The 14,179-nt window shown below is 39.7% G+C and carries 12 protein-coding genes; 1 reads left to right on the top strand and 11 read right to left on the bottom strand.

Annotation, left to right across the window (positions count from 1 at the left end; genetic code table 11):
• Positions 1-4: 4 nt before the first annotated feature.
• The 3 genes from ABVJ71_RS13395 to ABVJ71_RS13385 form a co-directional block, all read right to left on the bottom strand.
• A complete protein-coding gene (locus tag ABVJ71_RS13395; RefSeq protein WP_353854457.1) occupies positions 5-1,561 on the bottom strand; it encodes a T7SS effector LXG polymorphic toxin in 1,557 nt (518 codons plus the stop codon).
• 516 nt (positions 1,562-2,077) lie between these two features.
• Positions 2,078-2,407 (bottom strand): cytochrome c551, encoded by a 330-nt coding sequence (gene cccB, locus ABVJ71_RS13390; protein ID WP_353854456.1) that lies wholly within the window; start codon positions 2,405-2,407, stop codon positions 2,078-2,080.
• Between the two features lie 48 nt (positions 2,408-2,455).
• Positions 2,456-3,304, bottom strand: a complete 849-nt coding sequence (locus ABVJ71_RS13385; protein WP_353854455.1) for a YitT family protein — start codon at positions 3,302-3,304, stop codon at positions 2,456-2,458.
• A 190-nt stretch (positions 3,305-3,494) separates the two neighbouring features.
• On the opposite strand from ABVJ71_RS13385, the gene ABVJ71_RS13380 reads away from it, so the two are divergent.
• Positions 3,495-4,229: an alpha/beta fold hydrolase gene (locus tag ABVJ71_RS13380; protein WP_353854454.1), complete on the top strand. Its 735-nt coding sequence runs from the start codon at positions 3,495-3,497 to the stop codon at positions 4,227-4,229.
• 27 nt (positions 4,230-4,256) lie between these two features.
• Here the strand turns inward: ABVJ71_RS13380 and ABVJ71_RS13375 are convergent, their stop codons facing one another.
• The 8 genes from ABVJ71_RS13375 to ABVJ71_RS13340 form a co-directional block, all read right to left on the bottom strand.
• Positions 4,257-6,050: a M3 family oligoendopeptidase gene (locus ABVJ71_RS13375; protein ID WP_353854453.1), complete on the bottom strand. Its 1,794-nt coding sequence runs from the start codon at positions 6,048-6,050 to the stop codon at positions 4,257-4,259.
• A 124-nt stretch (positions 6,051-6,174) separates the two neighbouring features.
• Positions 6,175-7,276 (bottom strand): peptide chain release factor 2 gene (prfB, locus tag ABVJ71_RS13370; protein WP_353854452.1). Its coding sequence is split into 2 segments (ribosomal slippage): positions 6,175-7,203 and positions 7,205-7,276, totalling 1,101 coding nucleotides; the frame shifts between segments, so codons are not numbered across the junction.
• A 67-nt stretch (positions 7,277-7,343) separates the two neighbouring features.
• Positions 7,344-9,869 carry a preprotein translocase subunit SecA gene (secA, locus tag ABVJ71_RS13365; RefSeq protein ID WP_353854451.1) on the bottom strand — a complete coding sequence of 842 codons (2,526 nt, stop codon included), beginning with the start codon at positions 9,867-9,869 and terminating at the stop codon, positions 7,344-7,346.
• 199 nt (positions 9,870-10,068) lie between these two features.
• Entirely contained in the window at positions 10,069-10,632 is a 564-nt protein-coding gene (gene raiA / locus ABVJ71_RS13360) for a ribosome-associated translation inhibitor RaiA (protein WP_353854450.1), read from the bottom strand.
• Positions 10,633-11,496: 864 nt separating this feature from the next.
• On the bottom strand, positions 11,497-11,877 hold the full coding sequence (locus tag ABVJ71_RS13355) for a hypothetical protein (protein WP_353854449.1): 381 nt from the start codon (positions 11,875-11,877) through the stop codon (positions 11,497-11,499).
• A 13-nt stretch (positions 11,878-11,890) separates the two neighbouring features.
• Positions 11,891-12,232, bottom strand: coding sequence for a flagellar protein FliT (locus ABVJ71_RS13350; RefSeq protein ID WP_353854448.1), 342 nt, complete (start codon positions 12,230-12,232; stop codon positions 11,891-11,893).
• Positions 12,229-12,633, bottom strand: a complete 405-nt coding sequence (fliS, locus tag ABVJ71_RS13345) for a flagellar export chaperone FliS (protein WP_353854447.1) — start codon at positions 12,631-12,633, stop codon at positions 12,229-12,231. Before fliS ends, ABVJ71_RS13350 begins: the two co-directional genes overlap by 4 nt.
• An 18-nt stretch (positions 12,634-12,651) precedes the next feature.
• Entirely contained in the window at positions 12,652-14,163 is a 1,512-nt protein-coding gene (locus tag ABVJ71_RS13340; protein ID WP_353854446.1) for a flagellar hook-associated protein 2, read from the bottom strand.
• Positions 14,164-14,179 lie beyond the last annotated feature (16 nt).

Raw genomic sequence — 14,179 nt, 5'->3', positions numbered from 1 at the left:
CCTTCTAAGGCATATACACAGCGTGCTTTATTACTGGTCGTAATCCGTCTCCACGGGGTTTACTAAATATTAATTCCCAATTACCTATCTTCATAATTTCTTCATATTTAATTCCTTGCTTAGTAGCATTGTTAACAGAGTTTTGGAAACTCGACAATAAAGTTTGACTATTTATCGGCATACCATGTGTAGTCGCATCTCTTGTTATATACTCGACCATATGTTTTGTTCCATTTGGATGTACCCAGAACTTTTCACCTGCTGTTGCTAATTCAAAGGATTTTGGGATTTTTGTACCTTCATAAAGTGGTTGAGTAATTTTTATATTCTTCCACACTGTACCATTATCTACATTTTTAACAGTACTCTTAACCCCAATCTTCCCATAAAACCCTTTCGCCCCAAACGGCAAAAGCATCCCCAGCGCCGCATTCATACTCGCTTCCTGTTGTTCTTTTGAGATCTTGTTCCCAAACATGTCTCTGCCAGTGATGGCTTCGCTGAAGCCGTTTGTGGCGGTGAGACCATATAAGCCTTTTTGCGATGTTTTTAGGACGTCAAAGGACTTTTGTGACGTTTTGTAAATGTCAACCGCACTGATTGCGGCTTTGGTAGCTTGGGTGGTTTTATAGACGGCTTTTCCGCCTTTGAAAATGCGCCCTGCCCAGCCGACAATTGGGATATAACCTGCTGCTGCCATTCCGCCTGCGGCGACACGCTCTCCTGCGGTGAGATGTTTGCCTGTGATGGGATCAATGCCCGTTGCGGCTCGTTTGGCGTCATTCACTCCGGTCAGTTCATTCAAAAGCATACCGCCATCATCAAGTGCTTTTTCATACCAAGGACGGTTCGCCAGTGCTTCCTGTTCTTTCGCAATCTTGCGGGCTTCTTCTTGTTCTTTTTTGTTTTTTAAATATTCAGAAGTTTGCTTCTCAATATCGTCTTTTGCCTTGTAGATTTCGCTATTTTGATACGCTTTTTTATCAAAATTGATCGGTGAAATGGTTTTTCCGTCATTTGTCGCATTCATCATTTCGGCGTACAATGCCATTGTAGCCTGCTCTTCAGTCTCTGACAAAGCATATTCAGCTTTTAGATATTGGTCTAATTCGTTTAAATCTTTTACGGTCTTTTTCCGTTCGTCTTCGGCATCCGTTATCTTTTCATGAAAGATTTGATCATCAAACACATCAAGAGAGATGAGATCATCTATATCCTGAAAAATGGTTTCCAGTGCCTTCTTTTGATCAGATACAATGCTTTTAGCGTTTTTTAACCCCATCTCTACTTTATTTTCTAAAAAGTGTTCATCAATAAAAGTATCACCGCCGAAATTGGCATCTTCAAGTGTACCCGCAACACCTTCGTGAAAGGCTTTTTGTTTATCTATAAAGCTAGTAAGCATGTCCACATTTCCTGCTAGTTCTTGATAAAAACTTTTAATATTGTCGGCACCTTTTCCAGTGAAATCATCACCTAGATTCGCCACACCTTGTAATGCGTGCTTTAAATCTACCATTTGTTCGCGGAGTTCCTGATAGTGCTTCGCTCTTTCTTCCATAGCGCTTGTTAGTGCTTTGGCATCAAGTATTTTCCCCAGAAGAAGTCACTCCCTCCTATTCATTGATAAGGACAATTTTACCAATGCAAAGATTGTCATTAAATAGGGAGAAAGATACAAAAACAGCACTCGAAATCATACGAGTGCTGTTGAAAGGTTAAATGTAGCCAGCTTTTTCAACTGACAGTATTTATTTTTTCAACCTCAGCTCTTCGCACACCTCCAATTCTTTCAACACATGCGAAGTAAGATATGTCATTCTAATACTGTCATGCTCAAGTTTCATCTAGACTATTTTCTAGTGTTCTCACAATCTGGTGTCATTACTTTCGTTGAGTTTAGCAAAAAGGACCGTTACACCATTTTCTTTTGTTTTTGTTCTCTTCTTTTCCCCTTGCCGAGTAGCTGACTCTTGCCCTCATACAAAAAACACCTCCAATTTCTTTTCAGGTATTCTATACCCGATTTTCAACTTAAAGGTGTTTTTTATCAGTCTCAGTCCATTAGACAAAGATTTTATTTTTTCTTTGCGAGCCACTTCGCAACTTCTTTTGCTTGTTTTTCATCAACCATTCCGCTTGGCATTGAACCTTTACCGTTCTTTGCAATATCTGCGATTTGGCTCTCATTATACTTTTTGCCGATTTCTTTCAAGCTTGGTCCGCCTCCGCCTGATAAATCTTTCCCATGGCAGCCGATACAGTTTTGCTGATAGATCTCCTCACCACTGCTAACAGTAGAAGCACTCTTACTGCCTTCTTTGTCACCGCTACTTGAATTCCCTCCACAAGCCGCAAGAACAAAAAGCATTGCGGCAAATAGCAGGGCTAATCCGCTCTTTTTCATCTATTTCCCTCCCCAACAATCATTTGGTCAACGCTATTATATCCTTGTTTACGCCCTTTTAAAACCCTCACCGAGAACCTCTTTAACGTCCATTACAATAACAAATGCTGATGCATCAATCGCCTTGACGACTTGTTTCAACTTTGTGAATTGTGACTGACCAACCACACACATGAGAATAGGCCGGTCATGATCTGTATATCCTCCAACTGCCGAGATCTTCGTAACACCACGATCGATTTGGTCAAAAACAGCCTGCCGTACCTCATCCTCGTGTCCTGTGATAATCATCGCCATTTTTGAGTGACTAAAACCAGCCTGAACGACATCAATCGTTTTACTAGAGATGAACACACCAATTACGGCATACAGACCTTCTTCGATCCCAAAAACAGTCATTGCGGCCAACACAATGAGTCCATCCATCATCGCAAGACATGTGCCTAACGAAAGTCCCGTATACTTATTGATGATTTTAGCGGCAAGTGCCGTTCCCCCCGTTGATCCATTGCCAAGGAACACAAGCCCAATCCCGATACCAATCACCACTCCTCCAAAAATCGCCGCAAGAAGAGCTTCATGTGTCACCTGCGCAATATTCCTTGTTAAAAACACCATCAAAGGTAAAAAAATAGAACCAACAAGAGTTTTCACTCCAAATGTACCGCCTAGTAAATAAAAACCGGCGATAAACAGTGGAATATTCAAGCCCCATTGCACATAGGCCGCTTCAAATCCAAAAGACTGCATAATGGTACTAATACCGCTTACACCACCGGCGGCAATTTGATTCGGTAATAATAACGTATTAAACCCAATCGCCACAATGGTCGACCCTATTAAAATGAACATATAATTTTTCGTTTCAATCCAAAATTGAGAATGAACCTGCTTCATGTCTTTCTTCCTCCGTTACTTCTTGAATGCACACCTATTTTAAGCCCTCCTATTCGGATTGTAAATAACAGCCAAATACAGTGCTAATGGATTAATACTTTAACACAGAGATGGATCAGCGTATCCGTTAGTTGGAATGACATGAAATAATGGTATATTTAATAAGTACATGAGAAAGAAGGGACATGCAATGAAAAGAATACTGAAAATCACCAGCATCATATTACTCACACTAATCATCTTGGCTTTTGGTGCTTTTTATATATGGAGCCGCTTTACATACAGTCCATCTCAGGAGCTAAAAGAACAAGTCAGCCTCGAACAAGTTCAGCATACAAATGGCGTCTATACATTTGAAGCTCAAAAAAGAAATGCAGGCATTATTCTTTACCCTGGTGCAAAAGTTGAACCTCTTGCGTATTCCTATATAGGCAATGCTTTAATGAAAAAAGGCTATTCCGTCTTTATTCCTGACATGCCTTTTTCCTTCGCCATCTTCAACACAGATAAAGCGCAGGACATCATAAAAGATCATCCAGCCATAAAACACTGGTATATTGGTGGACATTCACTCGGCGGCACAGCAGCCGCAATGTATGCAGAAAAAAATCAAAACAAACTAGACGGCTTGTTTTTTCTTGCCTCCTATCCGGCATCAGATGAACTCAAACAGACATCCTTTCAAGTACTGTCCATTTCAGGAGAAAAAGATGGGCTAGCCACACAAGAAAAGATCAATCAATCGAAAAACAAGCTGCCTTCTCAAACGATTTATCATGAGATAAAAGGTGGAAACCATGCTCAATTTGGTATGTACGGCAAACAAAAAGGTGACCAGCCTGCTGATATACCAGCCATCACACAGCAAAAGGAAATCATTCAAACCATGCTCGATTGGTTAAAACCATCAAAAAAGCTCCCATAATGAAAACTATGGAAGCTTCTTTGATGTTTACTTTGCCGTCATCTCTAAAAATTCCTCGGCATCTGCCACAGCTAAAGAGATGGCTTCTTGCCAAAATGCTTTTTTTGTTAAATCCACCCCCAGATGCTTATACGCTAAGTCTTCCACAGTCATTGAAGCAGTATCTTTTAATAACGCGATATAGTTCTCTTCAAACGCTGTTCCAACCTTTAACGCTTTGGCATAAATACCTAACGAGAACATATAGCCAAATGTATATGGGAAATTATAAAATGGAACACCTGTAATATGAAAATGTAACTTAGACGCCCAGAAATGAGGATGGTATTCACCTAATGTGTCACCAAAGGCTTCCCTTTGTGCTTCTACCATGAGCTCATTCAAACGGTCAACTGGTACCACTCCGAGCTTACGCTCCTCATAAAAACGCTGTTCAAATAAGAAACGTGATTGAATGTTCATAAAGAACGCCACACTGCGTTGCAGCTTATCTTCCAATAAACTTAGACGCTCTCCTTCTGTTGATGCCTCTTTTAATGAAGCATCTGCCACAATCATTTCTGCGAAAGTCGACGCAGTTTCAGCTACATTCATCGCATATTTACGGTTCAGAACACGAACGTCCTGCATCACTTCTTGATGGAAAGAGTGACCTAGCTCATGAGCCAATGTCGCTACATTCGACGGGCTACCTGAGAATGTCATAAAAATGCGTGATTCCCCGCTGTCGGGGAAATTCGTACAAAATCCGCCTACTCGTTTATTAGCCCGATCTTCCGCTTCTATCCAACGTTCATTAAATGCTTTTTCAGTAAATGCAGCGAGCTTCTGACCAAATCCAGCAAAATGTTTGATAATGAAAGTAGCTGCCTCCTGATAGGAATATTTCTTCGTCTCGCTTCCAATTGGTGCACCAACATCAAACCAGCTAAGCTTTTCGATCCCTAGCATCTCTGCTTTTCGGTGTAAGTAATCAATGAACGGCTGTTTATGGTCTTCAATCACAGACCACATCGCATCAAGCGTCTCCTGCTTCATTCTGCAAATATCAAGCGGCTCTTTTAAAATATGGTCCCAGCCTCTTGCTTCATACACTTGTAAACGAAAACCAGCTAGATGATTTAGCGTGCTCGCAAATAAATGTTCATCTTGCGTCCAAGCTTGCTCGAGATGTTGATAGACTGTCTTTCTCACATCTCGATCTGAATCATCCATAGCATTTTCCGCCTGACCAACAGATATCATCTGTGTTTCGCCATTTTGCTCAAATGGAATGGTTATTTTATTTACTAGACTAGAATAAAGCTCCTCCCAAGCATGATACCCATCTACAGATAACTGTTGAATCAAAGTTTCCTGTTCAACAGGTAATTGATCTTTCACACGCTCTCTGCGTTCATTTAATATGTAACGAATATCTGAAAAGACCGCTGAATGGATCAGTTCATCCCAGTCGTTTTGAGGTATCGCACCAAGTGATTGATCAAGCAAAGCAAGAATCGTCCCCAATTCAGCTTCAAGCTTGGCAATGGCTCCCCGAAGGCTGCCGGCTTTCATGTCTTTTGTGTTTTGAGATTGTAGACAAGTAACAAACGAACTTGCTTGAGAGAGTTTTTTAAATGTGATTTCATAAGTCTCAAGGACAGAGACTAATTTGTTTTCAAAATGTGTTTTTTCTTTTTGAAAGACTTCCACCTTTTGGCGTAATTCATCTAACAGTTTCTGAATGTTTTGTAAATATGTGATAAATTCTTGTGACGAGCTACCGCCCTTGAAAAAATGATCTAAATCCCACGTTTCTTTTAATGGTTCTAATCCCAATGTATTTCCCCCTTTATTTGTTCATTTCATCATACAAAGGATATAGAATCAGTATGGCGTATGTATTCCTTTATATTCAATATATTTTCTCACAATCAAAAAAACCCGGCAAGAAGCCGAGTTTTTATGATAATTTCGAACGTAAATAAGCATCGATGAATAAATCTAATTCTCCATCCATCACCGCTTGTACATTTCCCATCTCTGTATTGGTTCGATGGTCTTTGACGAGTGAATATGGGTGGAATACATAAGAACGGATTTGGCTACCCCAGCCAATTTCTTTCTGTTCTCCTCTAATTTCATCCAGTTCCGCCTGCTGTTCTTCGATACGTTTTTGATAAAGTTTCGATTTCAGCATTTTCATCGCACGTTCTCTATTTTTAATTTGTGATCTTTCTGTTTGACAAGTCACAACGACATTCGTTGGAATGTGAGTAATACGAACAGCAGAGTCAGTTGTATTGACGTGCTGACCACCCGCACCGCTTGCACGATACGTATCAACCTTGATGTCCTCCGTACGAATGTCAATATCGATTTCTTCATTAAATTCTGGCATCACATCGCAGGAAACGAATGATGTATGTCTACGACCAGAGGAATCAAAAGGGGAAATACGAACCAAACGGTGCACACCCTTTTCTGCTTTTAAATACCCGTAAGCATTGTGCCCTTTAATCAGCAATGTAACAGACTTAATACCTGCTTCATCACCAGGAAGATAATCGAGCGTTTCAACTTTAAAGCCTCTGCGCTCTGCCCAGCGAGTGTACATTCTTAGCAACATAGAGCCCCAGTCCTGTGATTCAGTTCCCCCTGCACCAGGGTGCAGTTCAAGGATCGCATTGTTTTTATCGTAAGGCTCGCTTAGAAGAAGCTGCAACTCGAATTCATTAAATTGCTTCGTCAAATTTTTCAGCTCTTTTTCAAGCTCTTGATGAAGCTCCTCGTCATAATCATCTTTTAATAAATCGTGCGTCATTTGCAGCTCTTCATGTGATTCACTCAGCTCATGATAGGTATTCACATCATCCTTAAGTGCATTGGCTTCATTAATCACACCTTGCGCCTGCTGCTGATCATTCCAAAAATCAGCCTCTGACATTTTCGCTTCGAGTTCTGCTATTTTGGTCTCTTTCGTTTCGAGGTCAAAGAGACCCCCTAAAATCGGCTAGCCTGCTAGCCATATTTTCAAGCTCTTGTCTAATTTCTACTAATTCCATTTTTTTCACCTCATAGATGTATGGTGATCGACATGAAGAGAAAGAGGCTTTCACCTCTTTCTCTTACTTATTCTGTCATCCCATGACAATTTTTATATTTCTTGCCGCTTCCGCAATGACAAGGTGCATTTCGCCCGATATCAACGACTTTACGTACCGGCTTCTTTTTCACTGTTTTCTCCTCATTACCTTCCTGAGGCTGATGTGCTGTGGTTTGACCTTGAACGATTTCCTCACGTTCTAGGTGATTTTGAATTTCTGATTTTAGTATATATTTGGCCACATCATCTTCAATGGAAGCGATCATATGTTCAAACATCGCAAATCCTTCCATTTGATACTCACGAAGGGGATTTGTTTGTGCATAAGCACGTAAATGAATACCTTGACGCAACTGATCCATTGCATCAATGTGATCCATCCATTTCGAGTCTACTGCACGAAGCACAATCACTTTTTCAAATTCACGCATTTGTTCTTCGCCAAACATCTCTTCCTTCGCATCGTATTTCTCTTTAATACGATCCATGATAAAGGATGTGATTTCATCCGCTTCTTTGCCGAAGATATCTTTGACCGTCATGGCACCTTCATCTAAGTAATTCGTGTTGATTAATTCGACAAGACCGTCTAGTTTCCACTCTTCTGGAAGCTCATCTTTTGGTGTGTAAGAACCAACCGCTCGTTCAATAGAAGACTGAATCATATTCAATACAATTGACTTCAGATTATCAGAATCAATGACTTCAAAGCGCTGTTTATAAATGACCTCACGCTGTTGACGTAGCACATCGTCATATTGTAAAAGCTGTTTACGAGAGTCAAAGTTGTTCCCCTCAACACGTTTTTGAGAAGACTCCACTGCCTTGGACACCATTTTGCTCTGAATTGGTGTCGAGTCATCCATGCCGAAACGATCAAGCATAGCCATTGTGCGCTCTGAACCGAATCGACGCATTAATTCATCTTCTAGTGAAAGGTAGAATTGTGTAACCCCCGGGTCTCCTTGACGACCAGAACGACCACGAAGCTGATTATCAATACGGCGTGATTCGTGACGCTCTGTACCAATAACAGCAAGTCCGCCGAGCTCTTTGACACCTTCGCCAAGCTTAATGTCCGTACCACGTCCTGCCATGTTCGTTGCAATCGTTACGGCACCTTTTTGACCGGCTTCCTCAATAATTTGTGCTTCACGCTCATGGTTTTTTGCGTTTAGCACTTGATGAGGAATTCCTTTATTTTTAAGCAGTTTAGAAATAAGCTCAGATGTTTCAACCGCCACTGTTCCCACAAGCACTGGCTGACCCGTCATGTAGCGCTGAGCGACATCCTCAGCAACCGCTTTAAATTTGCCCTCCATCGTACGATAAATTAAATCAGGTCTGTCTTCACGTACAACCGGTTTATTCGTCGGAATTGTTACAACCTGCATGTTATAAATGTTCCGGAATTCTTCTTCTTCCGTTTTTGCTGTACCTGTCATACCTGATAATTTTTCATACATCCGGAAGTAGTTCTGAAAAGTAATTGTTGCAAGTGTCATGCTTTCGTTCTGCACTTCAAGGCCTTCTTTAGCTTCGATGGCTTGATGTAGACCTTCACTGTATCGACGGCCTTTCATTAAACGGCCTGTGAATGAATCAACAATGACGACTTGACCATCTTCTACAACGTAATCAACATCTTTTTGCATCGCAACATGTGCCTTTAAGGCTTGAGCAATGTGATGGTTCAAAGCAACATGTTTCACATCAAACAGGTTATCAATACCAAATGCTTTTTCCGCTTTCGTCATTCCGCTTTCTGTGAGCTGAACACTTTTTGTTTTAATGTCATACGTGAAATCGTCTTCTATTTTTAATGTTCGGACAAATGCATTCGCTTGTACATAAAGCTTTGTCGATTTTGCTGCTTGTCCAGAAATAATAAGTGGTGTTCTTGCTTCATCAATTAAAATTGAGTCAACCTCATCAATGACGGCATAATGAAGCGGCCTTTGAACCATTTGCTCTTTGTACAGCACCATGTTATCTCGTAAATAGTCAAATCCCAGTTCGTTGTTTGTTGAATACGTGATATCAGCAGCATACGCTGCTCTTTTTTCATCTTTGTCTAAGCTGTTTAAGTTCAATCCAACAGTTAGTCCTAGAAATTCAAAAATTTTGCCCATTTCCTGTGCATCACGGCTTGCCAAATATTCGTTGACTGTCACGATATGGACGCCTTTACCAGAAAGAGCATTTAAATAAACAGGCATCGTTGATGTCAACGTTTTACCTTCACCTGTTTTCATTTCAGAGATGTTGCCTTCATGAAGCGCAATCCCACCCATCAACTGAACCTTAAATGGGTACATTCCTGTCACACGGCGAGCTGCCTCGCGAACCGTTGCAAATGCTTCAACCAATAGGTCATCCTCTGATTGTCCTTTTTCTAGCCTTTCTTTAAATTCAATCGTTTTATTTCGTAAAGCCTCGTCCGATAATTTCTCAAAATCTTGAGCGAGAGCTTCGATTTCATTTGCTTTTTTTTCATATCGACTGATCGTACGTTTCGTAGGATCGAACACTTTGTTTAAAATTCCAAGCATATAATAACGCTCCTCTATTTCATGCTATTGTTCGGCATGTCCAGTAAGTTTGACAGGTCCATATTTACCTTCATTTATCATACCATACCTTCTATGATTTCCAAAGAATTTGCAATGATTTAGGACAAAAAACCCGCTCCTGATTAAGGGAACGGGTTTGCTTCATTTATGTTGTTTTAGGATCAGCAGAACCGGCAGTTTAAGCGTTTGGTTCAATGAGTCCATATTTGCCGTCATTTCGGCGATAAACGACATTGGTCAAATTTGTCTCAGCATTTGTGAAGACAAAGAAACTGTGACCTAGCATGTTCATTTGGAGAATGGCCTCTTGGCTATCCATTGGTTTTAAATTGAAACGTTTTTGTCTGACGATTTCTGTTTCATCAATTTCTTCGTCATCTTGAACCGCTACATCAGCAGCACCATTTCCTCCAGCAAACAAATGCTTTTTCACACCTTGCTCTCGGAATTTACGGTTCACTTTTGTTTTGTGTTTTCTAATTTGACGTTCTAATTTACTGGCTGCTAAGTCTATTGCATTGTACATATCCTCATTATGCACTTCAGCTCGAAGTGCTAGATCAGTCATTGGAATGGTTACCTCCACTTTAGACTCTTGATCGTTGTAAAACTTCAAGTTCACGTTGACTGAAGCATCAACATCTGACTCAAAATAACGCTCCAGCTTTCCAATTTTTTTCTCGACATGATCTCTTAGTGCAGGTGTTACTTCGATGTTTTCTCCTCTGACATTGTAATTCATATAAAGAACGCCTCCTTTTAAGTTAAGGATATGTAAACTTATTTCTACTTTACCCTCCTTTTCTCCTGCTCAAACGTAAATTAAATGTGAATTTTCATTGAAATTTGTCGAATCTTGCGTTGCTTCAGCTTCCCTTATCTTCTGATGAATATATATTCGATTTATGCGTGAAAAAGACCAAATCGTATGTAAATGTGCGATGAAGACAGAAATTTCAAATCCTCTATTATTGCTTTCAAATCTTCGTTGACCGCAGCGATTTTTCTGCCGCCGACATGTACTCGGTCTCTTCAGAGTTACGTTTTGCCCCTTTTTCAATGACACCAATCGTTTGGGAAATTTCCTCTGTACTCGCTGAAATTTGCTCGATTAGTAGCTGACAGCTTTTCCGCCATTCACAGATTCCTTAATGGAGCCCATTTGTTTCACAAATTGCTGAATGTGAGGTGCACCTTCAAGCCTTTTCAGTCACTGAAATTGAGCGACCCGAAACATCAGGTGCTTGTGTTAAACTGCATTTTGCATACATGGTTGCAATTCTTAATGGAGATAAGCCACTTTTGCTACTGCATCCGATTGTTCATGTTTCACAGACCTGTTCAATGTATTATTAATCTCTTCATAGAGTTGCTCCATCTTGTGCCACAACATACGTCTTCATTTGGGCTTCCGATTTTTGCAATAGCACTTTAATGCTAGTGGTGTCTGATACAACTTCACTTTCTTGAGTAGACCTTTATGAACCTGATTTGTTTTGTAATAGATAAAACTCCCTAGAAGACTGATCAACAATACACAAAACCTAAATAACAATTGATTTTTTAAACTCATAAATCCCTTCAAATGATCAGAATTCAAAGAAAATTAATGAATGACATACGGCCTCATGCAGGCATGTATGTCATTCATCCAATTTCTATATTCAGGTAAAAAGTATGCATTAAGGAATGTTTGAAAGTGATTTGAAGGGAATGTATAGAATGCTAGTATATCGAAACTTAAAAAAATTTGATCAAACGAACGAATCGTCTGTGCAAAATGCTCATTTTCTATAATTGAAAGTAGAAGAGGATGTGTTGTCTCTAAATGAAAGAAGGCATGGATCAGATCATTAAAAATCCGATCCCCTTCTGTTTTTGCAAAATCCTTCGCCATTTCATCCAAATATTTTAGACCCTCTTCTATGGTGTATAGAAGCTCATAATATGTGCTTAATAAAATATAGTCATCTGAACGATACGCCACAAATCTCACCTATTTATTTCCGTTTATCGTAGTATACGCCATCACTAGTGATTGGTTGATACGGATTTTGATAGTTCATCTGTTTTGATTTTTTTCTTTGAATGGCTTGGATATCTGCTTTTATCCCTTTTTGAATCTCAGTTAATTGCTTCGCCATCTTTTGATCCGTTTGAATGATTTCTTTGATCTTCTCTTTTTCTTGTAATGAGAGTTCATGCTGAATGTCTCTCATCAATTCGTCTCTTTCAATTAAAAAGGCGTCAAAGTCTTCAACCAATGTTTCGCTCTGTGGATTTGATTCTATTTCAGCAGCCATTTTTAATGTTTGTCCGTGAAGTTGATCAACAATATTCATAGAGAACCCCCGATGGATTGATGACGACCTTTTCGATCTGTTTGAATTACTTGTTTCCAAGCATCACGGAAATCGGTCACGTATTGTTCTACTTCACTCAGAATCTCTGCATCATTCTTAAGATTTGCATCAATGAGCCTGCGATAGATGTAATCATACATACTCGCCATACTCTTCGATACATCATAAGAACGATTTAAGGTAACATTTAATTCTTGAATGATGTTTTGGGCCTTTTTCAAGTTCAAGTTTCTCGTTTCAGCATCCTCTTGGTGAATGGCGTGCTTTGCTAGTTTGATGAACTTTAAGCATCCTTCATAAAGCATAAGCGTCAACTCAGCCGGTGTAGCGGTCTCAATAGAATTTTTCTGATAGGCGGCATAAGGATTCTGTATGGCCATATGTTATAAACCTCCAATTTATTGTCCAAGCAGTTGAGAAAGATAGCCAGATTGGTTGTTTAGCTTTTGAATTGCACTATCCATGGCATTAAACTTTGTGTAGTAACGATTTTCGACAATTTTTAAGCGATCTTGGAAATCACTCATTCGTTTCGTCAATGATTCAAGGTCCTTGCCAAGTCCGTATTCCTTTAAATCCATAGATGCACTGCCGGCTTTCGTTTGGATACTCTTCGTGAAGGCCGTTAAGGAATTTTTAATACGATAAATAATTCCCTGCTCCTTATATTGCTGCTGAGCCTTGTCTTGATCTTTTGAATCAACATTTAAAGAACCAGAGATAAACATTTGACTAACCTTTTGAGGATCTTCTTCAATAGCTTTTCTTAGTTTCTCTTCATTAATTTCAAGCTTTCCGCCATCTTTATACTTTGCTGATGTGGTAATTCCGATTTGTGTAATGTGAATATTTGAATCACCAGTCTTAATATCCGTATAAAAGTCATTTCTTAATTTAGAAGTTCCCGATCTTAAAATGGAATCACTTCGTAACAAACCAGACTTGGCTGTTTTTTCCCAAAGCTCAATTTCCTTGTCAGACATCGCTTTTTTCTCTTCAGCCGTTAATGGTTGATAGTCTCTATTTTTCTTTTCATTGACTTTACCATTGATCTGCTCAACGAGTTCGTTGTACTTATCAACAAATTGCTTCATTTTATCATAGATCGTATCGACATCTGTTGAAACGTTTAAGCTAACAGGCTGATCGGTCGTTCCTTTTAACTCATATGTGATGCCTGCCTGCGTAAATGTATTATTGTTATTTTCCATTTTAAGACCATTTATTTCGTATTGAGCTTTTTGTCCTTTAGTCGTAGCAACAAGTTTGTTATCACCATCTACCTGAAATCCTAGTTGTGTAAGGAATGAAGCAGAATTACCATCAGTTGCTTTAATACTTACACCTTCACCAGTTGTTCGTGAAGTAAGGGCAATGGTATCCACATAGTTTGTCCCATCAGAGATTTGACCTTTATAAGCCGTCACACCAAGTTGTGAGTTATTCAATTTTGATACAATCGTATCAAGTGTATCAGTTTCTGACGTGTTGATCGTCACCGTTGTTGGTTTGGTTGAATCTGGTGTAGTCACTTCGAAAGTAAAAGTACCGTTTGCTGGAGTAAATCCAGATATTCCAGACGATTTGAAAACGGAAGCTGTCGCAAGCTGAGTCACATGAATCATGCCAGAGGTAGCATTTGTCGTTCCAGTCGCTGTCACAGCAGATTCATTGGAGCTTGACACTTTTTTTGCGCCATATGTACTTGGACGCGTGAGGGCTAAACTGTTAATCAAGTCATCTAATTCTTTGACTTTTGAATTAATCTCGCGATAGCTGTCTCTTTGCCATTCTAGTGTCTGTTTCTGACGTGTCATTTTATCAAGCGGAGCTTGTTCGGTTTTCATCAACTTTGACACGATCTCGTCAATATCAAACACATTTGAAAATCCGGTAATTCGATTGACCATTGTGTATGTTCTCCTT

This window comes from Bacillus sp. Bos-x628 (assembly GCF_040500475.1).
In the GTDB taxonomy this organism is placed as follows: Bacteria; Bacillota; Bacilli; order Bacillales; family Bacillaceae; genus Bacillus; species Bacillus maqinnsis.
The sequence above is the reverse complement of the archived record's forward strand: the minus strand, read 5'-3'. Positions and strand labels throughout refer to the sequence as shown.